Origin of the sequence: Lysinibacillus fusiformis, from assembly GCF_016925635.1 — a bacterium.
Lineage (GTDB): Bacteria > Bacillota > Bacilli > Bacillales_A > Planococcaceae > Lysinibacillus > Lysinibacillus fusiformis_F.
The window spans coordinates 3,879,765-3,902,872 of record NZ_CP070490.1; the positions used below are offsets into that span (position 1 = coordinate 3,879,765).

Here is a 23,108-nt window from a genome sequence, read left to right on the forward strand (position 1 = left end):
TAGTTTAATCTACAGCGCAATCGGGCCATGTTTTAGAAATAATCCGATAAAGATCAACTTCTACCTACAGTGACATGGTATAGGAATATGAAGTACCCCTTTTAGTTATTCTTTTTAAAGGAGGATGACAATGTTCTTTACAAGGAATTAATTATTGGTTTTTTTGAGGAAACCCATAAACATTTGCACGAAATGCTACTAGGAATCCAAGAAGAATGAGGATAAACATTACCCATGGAAAAGAACTCACATCAAATGATTCTATCAGAACTGCTCCAATTGCACTCCCGCCACCAATAGCGAGATTCCAAACAGTAACTAACATAGATTGGGCAATATCCGCACCTTTTTTAGCATTATCTGCTATGGCTGTTTGCGTCAGTGTTGCTGCTCCACCAAAGGTTAAGCCCCATACAGTTACAGCACTATAAATGATAATAGGATGACTAATTCCGATACCTAATGCGAATGATGCTAATCCAAATCCGACCAGACTCATTAAAACTAAAGTACGTAGTCTACGCTCAATGAATATACCTATAACCCAGATTCCAACTAAAGATGCCATACCGAAAACAAGTAAAATCAAATCAATTCGTTTGGCAAGTCCTGCTTCGGAAAGGTATGGTGCGATATAAGTATAAAGCATGTTATGCGAAAGTATCCAAGCTAATACAACAAACAAGATTGGACGAACTCCAGGCGTAATAAAAACCTCTAGAAGAGTCATTCGTTTTGAAGATGTTTGTCCAGGGAAGTTTGGGACTTTCCAAATAATCCATAAAATCAGTAATGCTGCTAAAAGTGACATTATGCCAAAGACATTTCTCCAGCCAACAAGGGAACCGAGAAATGTCCCAGTAGGAACACCCAAAGCTAATGCAAGAGGCGTACCAATCATGGCTACGGCCATTGCCCTTCCTTTTAGTGATTCTGGCGCCATCAGTCGTGCATATCCCGCAGTCAGCCCCCACAGGACTCCAGCCGTTACACCTGCAAAGAAGCGAGCGATTAAAGTTAAGGTCAAACTAGAAGATAAGGCTGTAATAGTATTAAATACAAGGAATCCAATAATACACAAAAGCAGTAAGGGCTTCCTATGCCATCCTTGTGTTGCAGTGGTTATAGGAATAGCTGCAATGAGTGAACCAAGAGCATAAGCTGTAACAAGTTGACCTGCAAGGGATTCTGACACACCGAGTCCTTTGCTTATTTCTATTAGTAAACCAGCAGGTATAGTTTCGGTAAGGATACATATAAACCCAGCCATAGCGAGCGCCATTAAACCTGCCCAAGGAAGACGTTCTGAGGGTATTGCATAAGAATTTTGTTTACTTAAATCACTATTATTATCCATTTATAAAAGGCCTCCTGATTAGTTGATAGGATTAATTATACTAATCAGATTTTGAATTTTACATTTGATAATAAAGGAATAAATTTATATTTGGTTATAAAAACAATGTAATTTGATGCTATCACGTTTAAATTATAATATAATGATTTCAGGGTCATATACGTCCTACAATTTGATATCACTATCGTAAATGATATGAAGGGGTGCTTAAATGGATAGTATTGATAGAGATATACTCATGCATTTACAATCAGATGCTCGGTTGTCAATGACTGCCCTCGGAAAACTTATAGGATTATCTCAACCAGCAATAACAGAGCGGGTAAAAAGGCTAGAAGAACAAGGCGTGATAAAAAGCTACAGGGCTAAAGTATCGAATGAAAAAGTCGGAAAATCCATTGTTGCTTTTATCCTTTTCCGGACTACCAAGTGCAATAATTTCGTTGATTATTGTATGCAAGCTTCACAAGTAGTAGAGTGTCATCGAATTAGCGGAGAATACAATTATCTAATTAAGGTAGTAGTGGAATCAACAAAGGAACTTGAATTATTTGAAAATGATAGCATGAGGTATGGCGATTCTACTACATTGATTTCCTTATCATCACCTATTGAAGACAAACCATTGCTACCAAATTTAAATGTTGATTATTAATTTTTATAACCTTTTATAAAAAGATCGATTTGAATACAGTTATTTATGTAAAAATGGCTAAGCATTGAATGAAAAATTGGGTTTTCTCTATTTAGGAGAGATAGACAAATATTTAATGAGTAAGTTTTACAGCTACCTTAATGAATAAATCAAGTATGAAAAGTTCACTGTTTATAGGCAGTGAACTTTTCAATTATCGGGCGCTTTTCATCAATGTGGAGAGTGTCTTTCTGAATAAGGCCATATTGTTGAGTAATAAGCGAGATCTTGTACTATATAGTGAATATTAAAATCAGAAACGTATAAAAGAGAAAATAAAAGGATTGAGCTCGGTACTATACCGATTTCAATCCTTCTTAGCTACTTAACTTCATATAGTGTCTAATTTTTGTGTCATTTAAGGGTCATAATTCGGTAGGGAAAGTAGTTATACTTGCAAAATAAACACCTACATTTTTTCTAGGATATTTTTTATGGGCTTTTGAAGTACGTCTATAATGGCTACGATGATAGCTGTTACAAAAATCGCTATTAGACCAAGTGCGATCGGACCTGCTGCGTCTTCACCTGTGAACATAGCAAAAATCCTTAAGTAAACGATTAACAACAAAATGAAGAAAATAATTGTAAAAGCACATTTTTTTATAGCCTTCAAGGATTTAAGGAATAACTCTGAAAAAGCATTGTTTAAATGGATATAACTCAATAGTTTATATGCTTGATACAATGCAACAGAAAACGTAATGCATACGCCATAGGCACATATTAACAATGGATATATCGAGTAATCTCCTGGACGCACTTGTGCATCTTGTATAGCTGCTTGAGGTAACCAATATATACATACAGCAAGTACCGCAATGCCCATTAGAAAAGCAACGATCTTTAAGAAAAAAGTTGAACTTAGTTTAACATTCATATGAAGCACCTCATTGATTTTATAATAATATGATATTAGTCTATTTATTATCGTTTATCAATATATTTATTTCGTTTTTTATTATATTATTGTTGTTATTCAAATAATTACTTGATAATCATGTGGGAATCATACTTCAGTTATTGTCAGTTTTATCATGAAGTAACTGAACAAGTAGGCGCAATTTTTAAAATGGGGAATGCGTCTTTTTTGTTTAAGTCGCTTTAGAATAAATAATGGGAGCACATAGCTGTTCTTGGAGCGGTGTTATTTGCTAAAAATCACCCAGTAAATCATACAAGCTAAATTGATGAAATCTAATTTTTAACTAGTTACTAAGATTTCGTAAAGATATCAATATCTTGGATTATTGAATAATCTCTGTATGAAAAGGACTCTCCCTGGTTATATTCTGAAAAGTCCTGTTGCTAATTTTATTTGAACACGCTAAGATTCCAAACTCTCGTATTGAGATAATTGCTGAAAGACTTCAGTAAAGATATATAAAAAGAATTTATTGAAAAGTTTCTTCTTGCAACAATCAGGCACATTTCTTTAGGAAGGAATATGTCTTTTTTTATCTACAAGTCCAGAATGTGGAAAAATATATTGATACTCATTTCAGTCTAATTACCGATAGCATATTAACTGATTATCCTTTATTGTTAATAGGTCGTAAAAGACACTATCAGGAATATCCTGCAAATATTGAAATGATAGGTGGAAAACAATGAATTATCAAGTATTATTATATTACCATTACACGAAGATTGAAGATCCAGCTGTGTTTTCAGCAACGCACTTAGAAATGTGTAAAGAGATCGGTTTAAAAGGTCGTATTTTAGTAGCCAATGAGGGTATTAACGGTACTGTTTCGGGTACGATTGAGCAAACAGAGCAATACATGGCAAACATGCAAGCTGACCCATTATTTGAAGGCATTGTCTTCAAAATTGATGCGGCAGATGATCATGCATTCAAAAAAATGCATGTACGCCCACGTCCTGAGTTAGTCAACTTAGGCTTAGAAGAAGACGTAAACCCACATGAATTAACAGGTCGTTACCTGTCACCAGAACAATTCCTTGCTGAAATGCAAGATGAAAATACAGTAGTATTAGATGTGCGTAACACGTATGAATACGATGTCGGCCATTTTCGTGGCGCGATTCGACCAGATGTAAAAAACTTCCGTGATACTCCAGAATGGGTACGTGAAAACCGCGAGCTATTCGAAGGGAAAAATGTTTTAACGTATTGCACGGGCGGGATTCGTTGTGAGAAGTTTTCTGGCTGGATGAAACGTGAAGGCTTTGGCAATGTCGGTCAATTGCATGGCGGTGTGGCAACATACGGAAAAGACCCTGTTGCGAAAGGCCAATTATGGGACGGTCAAATGTACGTTTTTGATGAGCGTTTAACGGTGCCAATCAATCAAGTAGAGCATGTGATTATCGGTCGTGATCACTATGACGGAGAACCTTGTGAACGTTACATTAACTGTGCAAACCCAGAATGTAACAAGCAAATCATTGCATCTGAGGAAAATGAAGCAAAGCATTTAGGTGGCTGTACAATCGAATGTACAAAGCATGCACGCAACCGCTACATCGTGCGTCACAATTTAACAGAAGAGCAAGTAGCTCAAGCAATTGAGGCGTTACAAGCATAAGCATGTGGGCTGTCTAAACATACAAAACGCTATTCAATAACTTTCATAACCCACTATTTAGAGGTTTTTAAAACACTCAATGTAAGTGTTCAAACGATCCATTTCACCATTGGACTAGTTTGCTCGCTTATATAGGGTGTTTTTTCTTATGTAAGGAAAAGGTAAATGACTTAATCATTGGGTGAAGAGGGGAATAAATCGGCAGCTGTTTAAAGTAGATGATCACAGGGTATTCAAAAAAATGTAACAGGCTTTAATTAGCGCAAGCTCGCAAAAGGTGGACACACGGCTTGCGAGAGATAATGAAACGAGCCCCCTACAGTTGATAGTTTGTGTCTAACTCCAGGGGGCATCTGCTTTTAAATCGCTTTATTGTGTGCAATATGCAAGCCGTTTTAATCTTCGTTTATAAGTATGAGCGCTTAGCTGGCCATGAACCTTGTAGTTTACGAAGTTGGACAATTTGCCCTGTATGATATGCATCGTGCAACAGGATATTTAGATATTGTTGCCAAACTGGAAGAGCAGGACTAGGTTGATCTAATGCCTCTTCTTGAAGGGATGCTAATGAAGATTGTAAGGCATCATGTACTTGAAGCGTTCGCGTCACGGTTTCTTGCCAAGCATCTTCATCATGAGCGCCACCTTGGACAAACGTTTCATCATTATTTTGTGGAGCAACAAATGTGTCATCTTTATGTAAGCGAGAAACTAAGCGCTCTTTAAAGATTAGTAAATGGTTTACATTTTCCCAAATCGTATTCGCTGCATTTCCTTCTGGTTGCCAACATGCTTGTGCAGCAGTGAGATTCTTTAATGCTTCTGATAACGGTGGGTACCATTCCTCTTCGTAAAAAACTTGATTGACTCCATTTTGCAAAAGTTCTTTTTTACTCATTTGGATAGCCTCCTTTTTTGTAACGCTCAACACATTCCTTCCTCTCAATTTATCAAATTTTCCGAAAATAGTATATAGGAGTGAAAATATACATGGTCATGTGATTGAAAAAAATACTAAATTGGTGTTAGTAAAGAAAAGTACTTAAAATAACGGAGCACTTTAGTTTAAATTTTTGTGAATTTAGATGGATAATTTATTTAATTTTGGAACTTCTGTTCATTTCAGACGTATTAAAGTTGAGGGACTATGGCAGTTCAAAGTGATACATAATAAAAAAAAGGAGAAAATGAAATGAATATTTATATAGTAATATTACCAATGATTAGTATGTTGTTAGGTTTGTATTTAGTATGTCTGGGACTCTGGGAATTAAGAGTGGGTATAGATAGAAAAAGATTTATAACCTACTCGTTTACAGGGCTATTTTTGATCTTTATATTACCGAATATGTTTGGTTTTTTTCAATTTAATTATTAATAACTTACTTGAACTAAGCAGTTTAGTTGAAGAACTGCAGTTGCAAGCAAACAACAAAGATCTTAGTGAGAAATTAAAAGATGGTTGTTTATAACAAGTATGTTTAAGAAACCTCTTCTTGGATGCCTATAAACTAAATATTGTTTTATATGTTATAATTGACCAAATGATTAAAACAAAAGTGACGTAAAGTACTATAAAAAGCCACTTTCATAAACGGGTCATTTGGTTGAATACATAGGTTAAATTTGTAAAAATAACTGCTCATGAAAAGGGAGGACAAAAGTAATGGAAATGGGAATTGGCCTAGTTTTCGGTGTATTTGTAATTTGGGCCGGCAATATTGTTCGGACAAAACAGGCATTTTCATTTCTTGCAGGTTTTAGGGAAACGTGGCAACCGGTTAATAAAGAAAGACTAGAAAATAGAGTTGGTATTCTCTTAATGATGATAGGTGTTATAGCCATTTTTACGTCTATTTTTACCATATGGTTTGGGGATACAGTCGGAAAAATCTCTGGGGTCTTGGCTATGATTGATGTGATTTTGATTATTATAGTCATCGGATTAAATCAAATAGGCTATTGAAAGGAGTGTATACGTGGGAAACTGGAGAATAAAACTAGTCCTGTTATTTACAATATTAAATATAATAGGAATATTCGCTATCATTCCATATTCGATAACTTTAATGGACAATCAATCTGTACCGGGAGATAGTCCAATTTCATTAATCATTATTATCAATTCAACTATTCAAGTTTTTTATATGTTTGTATTGATATTGGTTGGTTTAAGACTTCAAAATCGTACAGGGTTAAACGCTCCACTATTAAATGGAATTGTTTATCCTAAGACACGAGTACATATTTCAAAAAAGTGGTTAATCAATAGTATTGTTGGGGCATTCATTGGAAGCCTTATGATCATTCTTCTTGATTTATTCGTATTTAGCCCTCTGATAGGGGCTCCAATGGATCAACTTCCCTCACCAAATTGGTGGCAAGGTTTACTTGCTTCACTATACGGAGGAATGACAGAAGAACTAATGCTGCGATTGTTTGGCATGACGTTCATTGTATGGTTATTGGCCAGGATAACAAAAAAAGAAAAGGATAACATTCCTACTAGTTTTTACTATGTTGCAATTTTTCTTGTAGCAATACTATTTGGATTAGGGCATTTGCCAGCGACAATACAAGTATTCGGCGATCTATCTACCATTATTGTCATACGGGCATTGGTGTTAAATGGGCTCTTAGGCTTGTGGTTTGGTTACTTATACTGGAGAAAGGGCTTAGAATATGCAATGATTGCACATATGTCAGCAGATATCTTTCTTCACGTTCTATTTGCGTCAATCCTCTATTAAACAATCGGGCGCTTTCCTTGAATAGGAGAGTGTCCTTTTTCATGAAAAGGGCCATTTATTGGAGTAATGCGTATTGCAAAAAAATGGATAAGATTTGAAATAATTTAATGAAACATTCATCAATTGGGGGAGCGAATATGCGTTATTTTAAAAACTATTGCTTGTTTATAGTTATCACATTGTTGTTAACAGGGTGTGCAGGAGTAGAAACAAAAAAATCTCCATCAAATTCGAAATTAACCATTGAGTCTTACAACATGAGTGAAAAAGAAACCTTATTAATTAGTAAAACAGGTGTAGAGCAAATTGAATTTTTTAAGTTGAATGGCACTTTGAAAGAAGATGATGATTTGCAATTTTCAGTGGAAGTGTTTGAAAACGGTAAGTTTAAAGAGGAGTTACTAAAGACTTGGGATGAACTCGAAACAAAATATAATGACAGCCTTATTTCTTTTGGAATAATTGACAATAGAGACGAAGATCATTCTTTAAAACTTTTAAATGGTATACCTTCTGGGCTTGCTACAACGTTTTATTCAAATAACATGACAACATCTTCTTTCGGTTTGCTAATCGACGAAAAAATGACTTTAGAAAAAAATAAACCTATTTATTTAACAGCATGGCTAGGCACTACTAAAAACGAACTGCGTTCTGGAGGTGGCACAACTGGGGAACTGCCCTTAGGTATTGAAGAAGCTGAACTAGCATTTATATACAAAGTTTTATGGACCGACAAAGAAAAGAAATAATTTTTGCCTAAGTTATTCAACAATCAGGCGCTATTCTTGAATAACATAGTGGAAAATAATCAAACTTATTATAAAATTCTCATATTTATTTAAAAGGGCAACTCCACTTATGGCACTTTTCTCAAATGTGAGAAGTAAATTTCTTCATGAATAAGGCTATATAAAATCAGTTGAATGGAAGAACGCTATTTGACTAACATTGTTAAAATAAGATTTATTACAAAATTCAGGAGGTGTTTACTTGCATACAAATTACGTTCTATATAATATAGTTCCTTTAGGATTTTTAGTTTTGTTGTTATATATTTTTATCGATGTATTGCTTGATTACTTTAGAAAAGAAAGCAAGCGTAATCAAAGACGGGTGATCCTATACAGCTTTATCATTTAATATGCTTAATTCAAATAAAAGTAGGGGGATTAACACTTATACCTCAAAATCCAGCAGACAATAGTAGACGTTTTATTACAGCTAATGACTGGTTTGGAATTTTTGATGCGATCCACTTCAATATTTATTTATGGAGCTATTCAGCTATATTTTATCATTTTTTATTATTACTCCCTTTAGGTATATTTTTATTCGTTCTTTTCAATTTAAAAAATGTAAAGAAAGCCGTTTTTATAGTGATATTGTGTTGTTTAAGTATTGAGTTTTTACGTCTCCTATTGGGGTCGTTTAATTTAACTACAAGAAACCTTGGTCCTGTAGATGCTATCTACTTGTTATTTAATATGCTAGGTGGAGTATTTGGATTATTAATAGTCAAGTTTTCTCTAAAAAATATCTCCTTCTATAAATATACACGTGAAGCTAAAATATAAAATTTATAATGGCAGTTTTAATAGAATCATAATCTTCTGCAATCGGGCGCGTTTATTTACGAACGCGTCTTTTTCTTTTAAAGGGCGATATTGTATATAGGCTAAATCCAGTTAGTGTTTATAATTGAAACCTTTCCCACAATTTACCGTTAAGTATTGTTAAACAACAATACAAAAATAGAAAGAGGGATTCGATATGATTGGTTGGCTTAATATTGGCAGTCTCTTACTTGGACTAATCGCTTGGATACTGCCAATTATTTATCTCATGGGAAATAAAAAACATGAATATAATAATTGGGGCATCCTTTCCGTTCTCAGCATCAGTGCCTGTGCTATTTCAATTAGTTTTCAGATTTTCTATAATTATCATTTAGTAAAAGTTGAGGATTGGACGGCACTAATGGACACCACACGTGCAGTAGTGATCGCCACAGCCGTCCTTCTCATTTTTACATTGCTATTAAATGGACTTACTTTTATTGTATATCGAAAGAACAAAAAGTAGGATAGTAGTTTCCTGTTCCTGATTGAAATATATTTTAGGTTTTAAGAGGGTGTAATGAAGCGAACGGCGACTTTCGGGTCTTTTAATATTTAACAATCGGGCGCTTTATTTAGCGAAAATCTACTCTTTCTCGTGAGATTGCTAAAAGAATCAACCACGCTATAGTAAAATATCATAGGAAATGTAAGCGGGTTAGGAAGAAATTTTGGGAATTATATTGACAAAATAATTTTTTTCTGTAAAATGAGAAACAATTCAAAAATATTTGTATAGAACAAAGGCTATGAAAAGAAATAGTATCAATTATTTTTACGAACAGAAAGTTACCGGTTGATGAGAGGTGCATGTAAAACGATTGAGAATTCATCTTGGAGCTGTGTACCGAAAAGATCATGCTAAGTAGGCTACAACGGTAAGCATCCGTAATCATGTGCGAGAGTATCGTCAAATGACCGTACTTCTTAAGGTAAGTAATGTGAATTGCTTATAAATTAAAGGTGGTAACACGAGTTGAATCGTCCTTTTGGTTAATCCAAGAGGGCGTTTTTTTTATTCCTTTTTTGAGCAAATTATTTGAAAATCTAAACGTAGTAGGAGTTAGACATTATGAAAGACAATCATCAAGATTCACAGCTAAAGCGCGGATTAAGTACGCGTCACATGCAATTAATTGCACTTGGCGGATCCATTGGGGTCGGTTTATTTTATGGCTCTAGTTCAACCATTCAAATGGCTGGGCCATCTATTTTACTAGGTTATTTAATTGGCGGATTAGTTATTTTCACCATTATGCGTGCATTAGGTGAAATGGCAGTAGAGGAACCTGTGTCAGGCTCGTTCAGTACGTACGCGAATAAATATTTAGGACGTTTTGCTGGGTTCTTATCTGGTTGGACGTATTGGTTCATGTGGATTGTCGTGGGCATGGCAGAATTAACAGTTGTCGGTGTATACATTAACTACTGGTTCCCCGATATTCCACAATGGGTAACTGCACTTGTCGTACTTATCATGATGATGCTTGTAAACTTAGCAAATGTAAAAGCTTACGGGGAATTCGAATTCTGGTTTGCGATGATTAAAGTGGTTGCGATTATCGGTATGATCGTTCTCGGATTAGGCATTATTTTCTTCGGTACTGGCAACCACGGTGAAGCAATGGGCTTCGATAATTTATGGGCACACGGTGGCTTCATGCCAAATGGTTTCCATGGTATTTTAATGTCACTAGTATTAGTTATGTTCTCATTCGGTGGGGTTGAATTAGTTGGTATTTCTGCAGGGGAAGCAAAGAATCCTAGCAAGTCCATTCCTTCAGCTATTAACAACATCGTTTGGCGTATTTTAATCTTCTACATTGGTGCATTAGGCGTTATGATGGTGATTTATCCTTGGAATGAAGTTGGTTCAGAGGGTAGCCCGTTCGTTCAAATTTTCGATTACGTCGGCATCCCTGCAGCGGCTCACATTATTAACTTTGTTGTCATTACAGCAGCAATGTCTGCATTTAATAGTGGTTTATACGGTTCAGGACGTATGCTACACAACTTATCGGTACAAAAAGATGGTCCAAAATATTTTAAAACAGTAAGCAAAAACGGTAGTCCGCGTAGAGGGATTTTATTTTCTTCAGCGGTGTTATTAATGGCAGTTGTCTTAAACTATATAGTACCTGAAAAAGTGTTCATCTATATTTCTGCTGTTGCGACGGTTGCAGTCATTACAAGCTGGATGATTATTTTAATAGCCCAATTGAAATTTAGAAAGGCAAAAACGAAAGAGGAAGTAGCCCAACTGAAATTCAAAATTCCACTTTATCCATTTTCTACGTATATGGCCATTGCATTCTTATTAATGGTGATTGTGTTAATGGCGTTTATTCCAGATATGCGTGTTGCCCTATATGTCGCACCCGTTTGGTTTTTCATCTTATTTATTGGATACAAAGTAATAAAAGTTAAAAAGTAGTCATTTAACCGATACTTCTTCAGCTATCTGTTAAAAAATCCTTTTGGTTAATTCGATTGGTTACACCTATCTCAAGATTAATAATTTTTCTACATTAGCAAATGGTAATACTGTTCCCAAATGAAGTTTAGTTATGTCATTAAAGGATTCTATTTCCATTCAATTTGCGGCACAAGGATTAGAACTCAGTTTACATTGATGAAAATTTTCTGTATAATTTTTGTAAATTATGGGAATTTCATTTGGGGTATTTTTGGACATATGTGGAAGTGGTTGTCTTAGGAGAGGGGATAAAAAATGATTGAATTACGAAAAATAACTGGAGATAATATAGAGGAAGTAATAGCACTTGAAGTTGGAGAAAACCAGAAAGACTTTATCGAAACGACGAACCTTAGAAGCTTTGCAGACGCTCATGCGTTGAACGCTGATGGTATACCAGCGACTCCCTTGGCCATTTATGTCGATGAAGTTGCGGTGGGATTTTTGATGTATATTTATGATACGTTGGATCATGAATCATTTGAAAATGAAGTCTTTTACGGGAAAAAGAGCTATTTTATTTGGCATATTATGATCGATAAGCGTTACCAAGGGAAAGGATACGGCAAACTTTCTTTTGAAAAAATGTTGATGGATATTGAAACGATGCCAAATGGAGAAGCAGAATATATAACCCTCTTTTATCGAACAAGTAATGTCATAGCAAAAACATTATACGCTTCATTTGGTTTCGTAGATACAGGAATCATTCAGGACAATTCGATGTTGGCAATTAAAAAGATAGGCAAATAACAGAATCCTTAGTAGAATAGGATTTCTCTGAAAGAAATGTAAGTTATCAACGTCTCAGCCTACAAATATCCACAAGTAAAAACCGATTTTGTTAACGCTGTCTTAGTAAAAATATAATATTTATACCGCATTCAGGCACTTTCTGTAAAAAGGAAAGGGTCTTTTTTCTTGAAGTTGAAGGTCTCTAATAGTGAGCATACGTCTAACAAGACGTATGCTTAATTATTTGGCTATAAAAACGTAAAAATTGGATAATTTATGATATAGTTTACATATCATCTGTAACTCGTTAATTAACTTATTGAGACGGGAGATCGCTGTTATGGAACAAAAAATACTAGAATTGCTCAATAACATATATCCAGTGGATTTTATTAAGGTGGAAGCAGTAACAAATGAAATGTTTCGGTGTTCCGCAAAACAAGGTGAATACTTTGCAAGAATGACAAACTACAAAGGTTATGATGAGCAATTAGAAGAGGTTACCTATACAAACTACCTACATAAAGAAGGGCTAGGTGTATCACCTGCAATCGTTTCAATCAATGGTAAAGAGGTAGAAAAGATAGCCTTTAATCACAAGGAAGTATTAACGGTTCTTTATGAATCTGCTGCAGGTAAACACTTATCAAGAAACCAATGGCAGGCAAATGTTTTAAAAGAGCTAGGCAGGCAAATTGGTAAATTACATCGCCTCTCTAGAAAATTTGAAGAGATACATCCGACTAGATATATCAAGGATTGGTATCAAAATGAGGAATATGCTTTCTTGAAATATATTCCTGAGGAAGAGACTACGATTAGAGCTGTTGCACAAGAAATTTTAACAAAGATTAAAAACATGCCAAAAGACAAGTCCAATTATGGATTGTTACACGGTGACCTGTGGCTAGAGAATATATTAGTAGATCGTGATGTAAAACTGTCAATGGTTGATTTTCAAGATTGTGAGAAGAATTTTTATATCTTTGATTTAGCTGTTCCCATATATAGCGCCATAGAGTATTCATTTGTCGGTGGTGGGAACATCATTGAATATGACAGAGGTATTACAAAAGCAATCATCGAGGGATACCAAGAGGAAAACGATCTCCCGAAGGAAATGTTAGAAAAGCTGCCCTTATTTATAAAACTAAAAGAAGTCTTTGAGTACAGCTTAATGCATATGTACTGGAATAAAGAAAGGTTAACGGAAGAACAAATAAGAATAATGAACCATTTTAGAATGAGAATCGAAAAAGATCATTCTTTCCTAGACACAAATAGTTTGTTTTTTGACTAACCTTATATTACGATCGGGCGCAACTCTTAAAAAGATACGTGCTCCTTTTCATTTAAGGGTCAGATTGTTGAGTAAAGCAATACATATTACATTTGCGTTTTTATCTTAACATGAGTTTTCTTTATTGAGGAATCGCTTTATTAGAGTAGCGCAGTATAGTTCATGATTTACGTTACATTATCGAAAAGTCAAACAAATCGAGGAGACAATAATGGATGAAATTTTATTAAGAAGAATGTCTAAAGATGAATTTGAGAGTTACTTCCAAAATAAGATTGAAAGATATTCGGATGTATTATCTGAAAATATACATGAACAGGGAGATGACCCTTCTACCAAAGCACTTAAACAATTAAAAGGTTTACTACCTAATGGAATTAAAACGCCTAATCATCACCTTTTTAATATCCAAAGAGGAGAAAAGGTAATAGGCTTTGTTTGGTTGAAAATGGAGGAAGAGAAAAAAAGTGCTTTTCTCTATGAAATCTATATTTTTGAAAATTTCAGAGGTAAAGGCTTTGGAACAGAAACTATGAATTGTATAGAAAATTTCTTAATCCAAAAAGAAATCTATTATTTTAAACTTCATGTTTTCGGTAGTAACACAGGAGCACGTAAACTGTATGAAGAGCTTGGATTTGAAATTGCTGGAATTAATATGCTGAAGCCATTATCTAAAAAGTAATGATACCTTGTTCAACTAACAGGAAGCTTTAGTGAAAGAAAAAGTAGACTTCAATTGAGAATTGGCTTTTTATATTGGGAAATTATAACAATTTTATTAACTTAAGTAACAGTCCTTATTCAGCAATCGGGTCCTATTGTTGAATAAGGTTCTTTTGGAAAAGCTTTTCAAATAAAGCTTTTGGCACTTTAAGTTTCAGTATTTTAATAGGTGATTATGTATTATTTTCACAGGGTATTTTATATACTAAAACGCACTTGAATTAACACAAGGGTTATTGTTATCTTTGTAGCATCTAATTACTATAATAAATTGCGGTGAAATTCAATGTTATAAAGGGAGTGTAAAGATGGACCTATTACTTTGGCTAACTATTGGTTTCATAATAATTGGATTTGTTGTGCTCACTTCTATGAAAAAAGGTATGGAAAGTAAGGTCGCTTTTATAAAAGCAAATATGGAAGAAGAGGAAAATTCATCAAAAGCTAAATCTGTAGTTTTGTGGATATGGAGTACCACTGCTTGGGGGATAGCGAGTATGTTTCTTGTTGTTTGGTGTTTTCATCATTACTTGGGATAACTGTTGCTTCAACTGTGCTTAAAAAATCAGGTATTTTTATATGAATAGTCTGAAGTATTACTATACTGTCTATTCTTGAATACTAAATACATTATAAATTCAATTAACGTTTCCAAATGAAAGTTTGGAAACACACTTAAGGACGCATTTCCCTAATAAGAAATGCGTCTATTTGCATTCAAGGGCCATTTAATTAAATGAGTAAATTGCTGGAATTTGGAACTTTTACCATTCTATATTTAATGTCTATAAATAGACTTTGGAGTGGGGCATCCTTTATAGATTAATAATATGTAAAGTGGATGAGAGCACATATACTACCATATTTTTTTAATCACCATTTGATTACTATAAGGTGTTCGCATCCGTTTTTTAGGGTCAAACTACCGCAAAAAGTCATGACGTCCGTTTGGTTCATGCGTGTTTTTATTGTTTTTCCTTTATACGGAAGTGACGAGTTTGTATAAAGCCAGTCGTAGAGAATGTGTATTGATTATGTAAACCAATTTGGGGTACTATCTACTCAGGCTAAACGATAATGATTATCATTATAAATAATCGAATTGTTTTGCTACTATACATAAATTATGGGAGTGAATTTAATCATGGCAAGATTGATGCTTATGAAAACAGGATGGATATCGCTTATAACTGCAGGAATGATTACGATGTCAGGTTGCGCCTCGACAGGCAATCAAGCTGCTGGGACGACCGATCAGCCTGCAAACGCAACGGCAGTTTCAAGTGAAGGCACGCCTCAAACCGAAACACGTGTCGTAACAGATGGCTTCGGAGAGGTAGAGATTCCGAAAAATCCGAAGCGAGTCTCAGCTCTTTATCGGGAAGATTATTTAGTTGCACTTGGGGTAACGCCCATTGTGCAATACTATAACCCGATGTGGGGCAAACAGGATTATTTGAAACTGGATGTGCCATTGTTTGACGTGACTGGGAACATCGAGGCTTTGCTTGTATCCGAGCCAGACTTGATTATCGGCGCTGGAGAGGTAGATGCTGAACAATACGAGCTCTATTCTAAGGTTGCACCGACGTTCCGATTGCCGGATGATGTACTTGTGGATACGCGCAAAACTTTGACCTTAATCGCCGATTTGCTTGGACTAAGCGATAAGGCGAAGCAGGTTCTTGCTGATTACGATGCACGTATTGCGGATGTGAAAACGAAGCTGAACGAGGCGATTGGCGATGAGAAGGTTGTTGTTCTGCGAATGAACGTCGTAGACAAATCGATTAATATTTTCGGCATTCATAACACGTTTGTTGGACAAATTTTGTATGAGGATCTTGGACTGAAGGCTCCGGGGTTCGCCGAGGCAATGACGGAGGGCAATATCGTCTTGTCGAAGGAGGTCATTCCTGAACTTGACGCGGACCATATAATTTTACTTCCATCCAATGGGACATGGGAGGAAGAGAGCAACGCGAAAGCTCTAGCGGAGATGAAGGTAGATCGGTTATGGCAGACCGTTCCTGCATTTAAGAACGGCCATGTATATCCAGTTGAGAGATCCTATTGGCAGACGGGAGCCATTACGGCTAACGAGTTGAAGCTGGACGATTTACTTCGATTACTGGCTCCTTAATACGAAATAGGGTGATTACGTTCCTTTGCATGACTTATCACCATAGTTGGAAATTTAACTGACCCCTTTATAAAGGATAATCTTAAGAAAGGCTAGTCACTTTTTTGAAGCTGCCGTCTGTATTTTGCGGCAGCTTTTTCAACTTCCATTGACAATTTTTCCCGCTAAGCTTAATTCACCTTCTGACGAACGTCTTGCATTTGTTTTTCGAATAGCTTGTAAACTTTCAACTCCAGTTATACGAAAAGCGGTACGCCAACGTTTCCTCTGTCTACGCTTTAAACCAATTAATTCAACATCTAAACCTGCTGCTTTAAAAATTTCTCTAGGTAATTTACCATTTTCAGTTTTCGCAATAAAATGACGGTTACATTCTTATATATGTAATCACTAGCCTGTAGATTTGAATTGTATTATTCCTGTACTTTTTTAGTAAAGTATTTATTGGACATTTCTACATTAACTTCTTTTTTCTGAATTTAAAAAAGTACAGTTTAAGGTTGATGGGCGGCTCTTTTTGATTTACACTATATTCATTGAGAATGAATATCAATTAAAGGGCGGTTGTTAGTAACAATGGATATTGAACAGTGCAAACAAGCCGAGATAGCCCCATTAGTCCAATATGTTTTGCGATCCATCCGCTTCATCGTTGTGGGCGATCAAGCTGAAATGAATGATTCGGAGGGCAGCAATAGGAACGATAAGGAAAGTTATGAACTCCTCTTTATTATGAGTGGCACGGGACAAGGAAAATGTTATTTACAGGGGAAAGGCAGATATTTCACTATTGATCAAAAGATTTCGAACTGCAGTTACTACCAGGTGCGCTTTGAAACGAGAGGCTATGATGCAGCTTCGGGTTTACTGCCTGATAAGCAAGAGCTTGCCTGCTCACCCTTCGCAAAGACAATGGAACTCCTTAATGAGTTATATGGACTCCGCAGAGCGAGCGACGAGCTCGAGCTGTTCCAACGATTTGTAAAATTCCAAGAGTTGCTGCTCTTTCTATTCCACCAAAATGCACCAGTAATTGAAGAGAAGGGAACGGATACCGAGCATCATGGGATAGAGCTCAGTATACGGCACATTCATCAATATTACCGTGAGCTTCTGACCGTGGAAGAGCTGGCCTCCCTCGCAGGTATTGATCGTTGGAAGTATACCCGTTTGTTCAAAGAAGCTACTGGTCAAGTACCGCTCCAGTACTTGAATGAAGTACGGATTAATCAAGCCAAGAAGTGGCTGGTGAGCGCCGATGACAAGTTGCTCGATATTGCGCTAAATGCAGGTTTCAGCAATGAATATTATTTCAGCCGCCGTTTCAAGCAGACGGTAGGCATATCGCCCGGACAATACCGTCTCAGTCGTAAGGGAAAGCTTAGAGTAGTAGCGCCATATTTGGAGGATTTCATTGTCGCGCTGGAAATGGAGCCTATCGCCCAATATCGGCATGAGAAATGGGGAAAACAAGATTATCTAGGCTTAAACGATATTCCGACATTTGAGGAGAACAGCGACAATCTTGAAGAGCTTTCCTATTATAAACCTGATTTGATATTGCTTGTGGATCGTTACGAACAACAGCAATATGCTCAGTGCCGACGCATATCCAACACGTGCATCCTGCGTGAGCAGACCAATAATTGGCGTACATTGCTACGTACCGTCGCTGATTATTTTGGGCGGGCGGAGTTGGCCGATGAAGCTATCGCAAATTATGATTTCAAAGCAAGGAGTGCGAGTCAAACGCTGAGTCATCTTATGAAAGGGCAGAGTGTTGCTTTTTTGCGTATTTCGGCGGATCAAATCATCCAATATACGGAAGGAGGGCAAGCCTTTGTTTCAACAGTTCTTTATGGCGATGTTGGTTTGCGCTCCCACTCCGCAGTAGGTGTAGCTTCAAAAGCGAACAGGCCGGGTATGTTCACTCTCACTGTAGAAGACCTGCGTATGCTAACCGCAGATCACCTGTTCATTACTTTCGATAAATGGCATAGCCAGGAAGAAGGGAAGGAGAGGGAACTGCTCCAGAAGCCAGAGTGGCGCGATCTGCCCGCTGTTAGAAACAACCGTGTTTACGAGGTTGATTTTCTAACATGGATGAATAATGGAATTATTTCCAACAGCAAAAAAATCGATGATATACTGCGATCGTTAGCTTGATTTAATTTTGCTTGCGGGTCTCAACTATTACTGTTAAGGGTTTGAGGATACTAAGGTGGAGATGATGATAAACTTATTTAACAATGCCTAGCTTTTGATTAAATATTATGATTACAAAAGGAGTGTTTCTTTCAGAGGAAGGAATGCTTCTTTTTATTTAAAACCTCTGCTTTAGTTTTAGGAACGAAAATTAATTTCTTCTTTATAACACTATTGATCAATAAAAAGTACTCTATTTGCATGCTATAAAACAACACAAAAGGATCGCGAATAACCATTACCACTAAAGTCCCGCCAATAGCACCAAAGAAGACTGCTAGTAGTAATAGTATGAACGCAGAAAAATAAAGATTATTCTTTTTTTGTACGCTATAAACGCAATCATATTCGCAATAATGATAAACAAGACCATAAGTATTATGAAAAACTACCCATTTTTACGCCCTCTTTTAACTTGGACAGCTAGATTTTTTTAATTTACATCTATTTACTTTTTCTCTCTGTACTTTAAAATGAGTAAAAGTTCCATTATAAAACAATTCGCCTATCTAAATAGGATGGACATGGCGAAAGACGACGCAGTGTTACAAAGGCGTATCAAGATTCACGCTATGCTAAGCACAAGTGAAAAATTATTAAAGCCTAGGCACTCCATTAATGTTGAGCCTGGGCTATTTGTGTATTTTCTTAAATAGTTGACCATTCTATTATGGATAGGAGTGAAACAATGAACGATATAGGCTACTTACAAATAGCTAGTGAAACAATTATAACTTTTTTTGTCCTTCTAGCTCTTACACGTCTTTTAGGAAAAAAACAATTAAGTCATTTAACTTTTTTTAACTATGTAACAGGAATAACAATAGGGTCCATGGCTGCAAATATGGTTGTTCTTAGTACAAAAGATTACACAAAGGATCTACTTAGCCTAGTAATTTGGTGTTTACTTACTATAATAATCAGTTATATAAGTCTTAAGTCGGGGAAAATTAGAGTATTCCTTGATGGTCAACCTACAATTATTATAAAACATGGCGAGATAGACAGAAAAGCATTAAAAAGAACAGGTGTGAATATCGATGACCTAACGATGTTGATTAGGCAAAATCAAATCTTTTCAATAACAGAAATTGATTTCGCCATTCTAGAACCAGATGGTAGACTTAGTATTCTCAAAAAGCAAGAATATCAAGGGACACAAAAAAGTGACTTAAACATATATCCTTCGCCACCGACTTATTTACCGATTGAAATAATTACGGATGGAAAATTATTACCTAAAAATTTGTTGGAAGTTGGGAAAAGTAGAGATTGGTTAAAAAATGAATTAAGCAGGGCCAATATAAAAGAGATAGAAGAAGTGTTTTATGCTGAGATTCAATCTGATGGAAGCTTATTTATACAAAAATTCTAAACAAAAGTAACCAGGCACTCAATGGAGTACCTGGTCATTTTTTTTGAAGCTCAGGCAGCAGCCAGTAAAAAATTAATCGAAGACTAGCTATATTTATTGACCTTCCCCTTACAGGAAACATTATATTTAAAGTAATTTATGAAAGGAGGTGATGATTATGCTTTCAATTGGTGAATTCTCGAAAATATCACATCTTACGTTGAAGACACTTCGATACTATGATGAAATTGAGCTTTTAAAGCCAGCTTCCATAGACAGTCAAAATAACTATCGCTACTATCATCTTTCCCAATTAAAAACGGCTTTATTGATTACGCGATTAAAAAACTATTTATTTTCGCTTGAAGAAATCAAAGTTATTTTAGCAAATTTGGAAGATACGGACTTTTTAAACGCTAAAATGCAAACCAAGCAAGAAAAATTAACAAAACATATAACTGATTATTGTTCGCTATTAAAAAAATTAGAGCTTGATATTCAATGCTTAAATAAAGCGGAACATATCATGGGGTACTTAGATAAAATAGAGATTAAACTGATGAATCACTTGACCTTTCATCTATTATCTCAACGAAAACAAATGAATACCGCTGATTTTCTATTACACTTTAATGAATTATTGAGTAGAGCTTTGTTTGCAAATTTAGCACCTATTGCGAAACCACTTGCCATTTTTCATAGCGCAGAATATGTACCAGAAAAATATGATGTAGAAATAGCAATTCCCTTGGCAGAGGCCACAAATGAAACAAAAGTGTTTAACCCCGGTCTTTGCGCAATGGCGACGCTTACTGGTTCTTATGATGAATTACCGTCTATTCATACAAAGCTACATATGTGGATTAAAGAGAATCACTATAATCTGAATGGGGCGCCGTTTGAAGTTTATCAAACGAATCCATATCGTACATCGGAGGAGAATAATATTGTAGAAGTATATTTTCCTATCCAATAAATAGTTGAAGGAGTGTACTACAATGTATGGCATTAACCGGCCAACGATAAAAGAAAAAATCTTGATTGTAGTTGCTGAAATGATCTATCTAGTCATTGCATATTATTTACTTTTCATTACTTATGACAACTCAGGCATTGCACTAGGGCTTTTTATTGCTTTGATTATTACAGCTTTACGATTAACGGCTATGATGTTTATATGGTTGACTAGAGGAATAGCATGGCAAGAAGCTATCATGAACAGTATTGCTTTTGGGATCTATTATTTAGGCTTCCCAATCTTAATGATTACTAGTAATCAAGATCCAAATGGAGTAGTACTTATTTTAGGTTGGGTATTATTTGTAGGAGGAAGTATGCTAAACACCGTTTCAGAGTTGTTAAGAAAGCCTTTTAAAGACAATCCTGCTAATCAAGGAAAGCTATATACGGGAGGATTATTTAAATATGCAATTCATATTAATTATCTAGGGGATTGCCTCTGGGTATTAGGTTTAGCGCTCATCTCTAACAATATTTATAGTTTACTTATACCACTTGGTCTCATTTTAGTATTTATATTTGGATATATTCCCAAATCCGACGATTATCTACAGAGCAAGTATGGAGAACAATTTACAGTATATAAACTGAAAACAAAAAAGTTAATTCCGTTTATCTGGTAAATCCGAAGCATGCGTTTCAAACAGAGCAAAATCACCCTTTAACATGGGACAATATTAATATGTACCATTAACGGGTTTTGCTTGTTGCATCTCAAGTTTGGATTGGCTAGTTCTGTCTTACAAAAATAAAAAAGCTGCGGCTTTCAATAAACGCCACAGCCTATAAAAAGTGCGTGCGAGGCACCAATATTAATGTATGTAATGTAATGTTACTTATTACTTTTTAATCATTTCAACTAGGACGTGATGTTGTAAAAATGGCCATCCATTGTAAAATAACAGGACCACCTTCTAATTTAGAAAGTGATCAAGATGAAAGAAAAGATTAGAAGAGCCTAGTATCTGGGAATAGGATGTTCTAAGTGTTATTTTATGTATCAAAAGTTTTGTGATAGAAGCGTTCAATTCAGATAGATGTTCTAGAAATAAGAGCTGCAGCGGTACACACGCTACAGCTCGTGGGTTTTATTAACAGTCTTCTTCTCTTTTTAAGAAAGTTGCGCCGACAATAATCAAAAGAATAAATAGAACAACAATTAGGGCAAATGTTGAGCCATTATTAGATCCGCCGCCATAATAGCCACCATTTTCTATGCCACCTACATTTCCACAGTATCCCATAATATATCCCTCCTTTCTACAATACATAGTATGTTAGCTGTAGACAAGGATTGAGGTGTTAACCTATCAATTATAGGGCTAAATAAAGTATATTTTTGTTAGACGAGACAATAAAAAAGCCATTTGGGATAGGAGCGATCATTAGATATATAATGAGGGTATGTGTGATCAGGTTAGCTTTACCTTACTATTAATAAATGTGATAACTAATCATGAAAATAGGTAAAGTATTTCAGAAGCTGCCGGAGCAAATTTGAAGAAGATAAATACTGAAAAAAGTCCCTTCAGATAGTTTGAAGGGACTCCCATTACGATTCGTGTATGACTATAGTTCCGTAATGGTTATTTGTATTTTTTAGCTAGAGATTCGCTGCCAATTGCTCCAATGATCGTCATAAAAAACGGGCCAATCTGAAATAACAGAGAATCCTGTAAGAACACAATGTTTAAATCAAATAACTTATTACCTATTACAATGAATATCTTAGCTAGTATGATTAAGAATCCAATGATTAGAAGAATATCAAAAAACAATTTCCAGCGTGGATAGACTAATTTTTGGCTATCTTTTATGAGTTGCTCTTTCAAAGAATGATCCTCCTTTACTAATGCATCAAGCGTAATATCAAATAGGTCACTTAACTTAATTAACATGTCAAGACTAGGGTAACTTTCTCCACGTTCCCATTTTGAAATAGCTTGTCTACTAATAGTAAGTTTTTCTCCAAGCTGTTGTTGTGACATATTATGCTTTTGACGTTCTTCTTTTATTTTTGAAGAAAAATACATATGATCAACTCCTATCCACAGTATATTTAATTGCACTAAAAAACGAAAGAACCACATCGTTGCAAGGGTGTAAACTATTAGTTTCCCCTTGGAAATAGCGTTTATTATTGTTTATAATCCTCCATTTACCTGTTAATTATAAAA

At 35.5% G+C, this 23,108-nt stretch carries 22 protein-coding genes, 1 pseudogene and 1 other annotated feature; of the genes and pseudogenes, 18 read left to right on the forward strand and 5 right to left on the reverse strand.

Annotated features, from left to right (window positions below):
• Positions 1-151 precede the first annotated feature (151 nt).
• Positions 152-1,357, reverse strand: coding sequence for an MFS transporter (locus tag JTI58_RS18880; protein ID WP_205442951.1), 1,206 nt, complete (start codon positions 1,355-1,357; stop codon positions 152-154).
• Positions 1,358-1,568: 211 nt separating this feature from the next.
• Here JTI58_RS18880 and JTI58_RS18885 point away from each other — a divergent pair, with 211 nt between their 5' ends.
• Both JTI58_RS18885 and JTI58_RS25250 read left to right on the forward strand, forming a co-directional pair.
• Complete coding sequence (locus tag JTI58_RS18885) at positions 1,569-2,012, forward strand: Lrp/AsnC family transcriptional regulator (RefSeq protein ID WP_205442953.1); 444 nt, start codon at positions 1,569-1,571, stop codon at positions 2,010-2,012.
• Between the two features lie 296 nt (positions 2,013-2,308).
• Positions 2,309-2,380: pseudogene (locus JTI58_RS25250) on the forward strand (hypothetical protein); the annotation flags it as partial.
• 80 nt (positions 2,381-2,460) lie between these two features.
• Here the strand turns inward: JTI58_RS25250 and JTI58_RS18890 are convergent.
• A complete protein-coding gene (locus JTI58_RS18890) occupies positions 2,461-2,931 on the reverse strand; it encodes a DUF2975 domain-containing protein (protein ID WP_205442954.1) in 471 nt (156 codons plus the stop codon).
• 730 nt (positions 2,932-3,661) lie between these two features.
• On the opposite strand from JTI58_RS18890, the gene JTI58_RS18895 reads away from it, so the two are divergent.
• Positions 3,662-4,603 (forward strand): oxygen-dependent tRNA uridine(34) hydroxylase TrhO, encoded by a 942-nt coding sequence (locus JTI58_RS18895; RefSeq protein WP_205442956.1) that lies wholly within the window; start codon positions 3,662-3,664, stop codon positions 4,601-4,603.
• Positions 4,604-5,009: 406 nt separating this feature from the next.
• On the opposite strand, the gene JTI58_RS18900 is transcribed toward JTI58_RS18895, so the two are convergent.
• Positions 5,010-5,501, reverse strand: coding sequence for a DinB family protein (locus JTI58_RS18900; RefSeq protein WP_205442958.1), 492 nt, complete (start codon positions 5,499-5,501; stop codon positions 5,010-5,012).
• Between the two features lie 768 nt (positions 5,502-6,269).
• Between JTI58_RS18900 and JTI58_RS18905 the strand changes: the two genes are divergently transcribed.
• The 15 genes from JTI58_RS18905 to JTI58_RS18970 all read left to right on the forward strand — a co-directional run bounded on the left by JTI58_RS18905 (position 6,270) and on the right by JTI58_RS18970 (position 21,554).
• Complete coding sequence (locus JTI58_RS18905) at positions 6,270-6,569, forward strand: DUF3784 domain-containing protein (protein WP_205442959.1); 300 nt, start codon at positions 6,270-6,272, stop codon at positions 6,567-6,569.
• Between the two features lie 13 nt (positions 6,570-6,582).
• On the forward strand, positions 6,583-7,353 hold the full coding sequence (locus tag JTI58_RS18910; RefSeq protein WP_243456127.1) for a CPBP family intramembrane glutamic endopeptidase: 771 nt from the start codon (positions 6,583-6,585) through the stop codon (positions 7,351-7,353).
• A gap of 137 nt (positions 7,354-7,490) precedes the next feature.
• Positions 7,491-8,105 (forward strand): hypothetical protein, encoded by a 615-nt coding sequence (locus JTI58_RS18915; protein WP_205442961.1) that lies wholly within the window; start codon positions 7,491-7,493, stop codon positions 8,103-8,105.
• Positions 8,106-8,678: 573 nt separating this feature from the next.
• Positions 8,679-8,930 carry a hypothetical protein gene (locus JTI58_RS25150; RefSeq protein ID WP_431844411.1) on the forward strand — a complete coding sequence of 84 codons (252 nt, stop codon included), beginning with the start codon at positions 8,679-8,681 and terminating at the stop codon, positions 8,928-8,930.
• Between the two features lie 196 nt (positions 8,931-9,126).
• On the forward strand, positions 9,127-9,438 hold the full coding sequence (locus JTI58_RS18920) for a hypothetical protein (protein WP_205442962.1): 312 nt from the start codon (positions 9,127-9,129) through the stop codon (positions 9,436-9,438).
• Between the two features lie 274 nt (positions 9,439-9,712).
• Positions 9,713-9,964, forward strand: a binding site (T-box leader).
• Positions 9,965-10,044: 80 nt separating this feature from the next.
• On the forward strand, positions 10,045-11,406 hold the full coding sequence (locus JTI58_RS18925; RefSeq protein WP_205442963.1) for an amino acid permease: 1,362 nt from the start codon (positions 10,045-10,047) through the stop codon (positions 11,404-11,406).
• A gap of 297 nt (positions 11,407-11,703) precedes the next feature.
• Positions 11,704-12,201 carry a GNAT family N-acetyltransferase gene (locus tag JTI58_RS18930; protein ID WP_205442964.1) on the forward strand — a complete coding sequence of 166 codons (498 nt, stop codon included), beginning with the start codon at positions 11,704-11,706 and terminating at the stop codon, positions 12,199-12,201.
• A 322-nt stretch (positions 12,202-12,523) separates the two neighbouring features.
• Entirely contained in the window at positions 12,524-13,483 is a 960-nt protein-coding gene (locus tag JTI58_RS18935) for a phosphotransferase enzyme family protein (RefSeq protein ID WP_205442965.1), read from the forward strand.
• A 211-nt stretch (positions 13,484-13,694) separates the two neighbouring features.
• Complete coding sequence (locus JTI58_RS18940) at positions 13,695-14,168, forward strand: GNAT family N-acetyltransferase (RefSeq protein WP_205442966.1); 474 nt, start codon at positions 13,695-13,697, stop codon at positions 14,166-14,168.
• Between the two features lie 349 nt (positions 14,169-14,517).
• Positions 14,518-14,748, forward strand: a complete 231-nt coding sequence (locus JTI58_RS18945; protein ID WP_205442967.1) for a hypothetical protein — start codon at positions 14,518-14,520, stop codon at positions 14,746-14,748.
• A 605-nt stretch (positions 14,749-15,353) separates the two neighbouring features.
• Positions 15,354-16,352 carry an ABC transporter substrate-binding protein gene (locus JTI58_RS18950; protein ID WP_205442971.1) on the forward strand — a complete coding sequence of 333 codons (999 nt, stop codon included), beginning with the start codon at positions 15,354-15,356 and terminating at the stop codon, positions 16,350-16,352.
• 576 nt (positions 16,353-16,928) lie between these two features.
• Positions 16,929-18,518 carry a helix-turn-helix domain-containing protein gene (locus JTI58_RS18955; protein ID WP_205442972.1) on the forward strand — a complete coding sequence of 530 codons (1,590 nt, stop codon included), beginning with the start codon at positions 16,929-16,931 and terminating at the stop codon, positions 18,516-18,518.
• A gap of 727 nt (positions 18,519-19,245) precedes the next feature.
• On the forward strand, positions 19,246-19,932 hold the full coding sequence (locus tag JTI58_RS18960) for a DUF421 domain-containing protein (protein WP_205442974.1): 687 nt from the start codon (positions 19,246-19,248) through the stop codon (positions 19,930-19,932).
• Between the two features lie 157 nt (positions 19,933-20,089).
• Positions 20,090-20,887: a MerR family transcriptional regulator gene (locus JTI58_RS18965; RefSeq protein WP_205442976.1), complete on the forward strand. Its 798-nt coding sequence runs from the start codon at positions 20,090-20,092 to the stop codon at positions 20,885-20,887.
• 22 nt (positions 20,888-20,909) lie between these two features.
• A complete protein-coding gene (locus JTI58_RS18970) occupies positions 20,910-21,554 on the forward strand; it encodes a DUF1295 domain-containing protein (protein ID WP_205442980.1) in 645 nt (214 codons plus the stop codon).
• A gap of 468 nt (positions 21,555-22,022) precedes the next feature.
• Here the strand turns inward: JTI58_RS18970 and JTI58_RS18975 are convergent, their stop codons facing one another.
• Together JTI58_RS18975 and JTI58_RS18980 are read right to left on the reverse strand one after the other, a co-directional pair.
• Positions 22,023-22,175 (reverse strand): YjcZ family sporulation protein, encoded by a 153-nt coding sequence (locus JTI58_RS18975; protein ID WP_081937001.1) that lies wholly within the window; start codon positions 22,173-22,175, stop codon positions 22,023-22,025.
• Positions 22,176-22,517: 342 nt separating this feature from the next.
• A complete protein-coding gene (locus tag JTI58_RS18980; protein ID WP_205442981.1) occupies positions 22,518-22,964 on the reverse strand; it encodes a helix-turn-helix domain-containing protein in 447 nt (148 codons plus the stop codon).
• Positions 22,965-23,108: the final 144 nt, after the last annotated feature.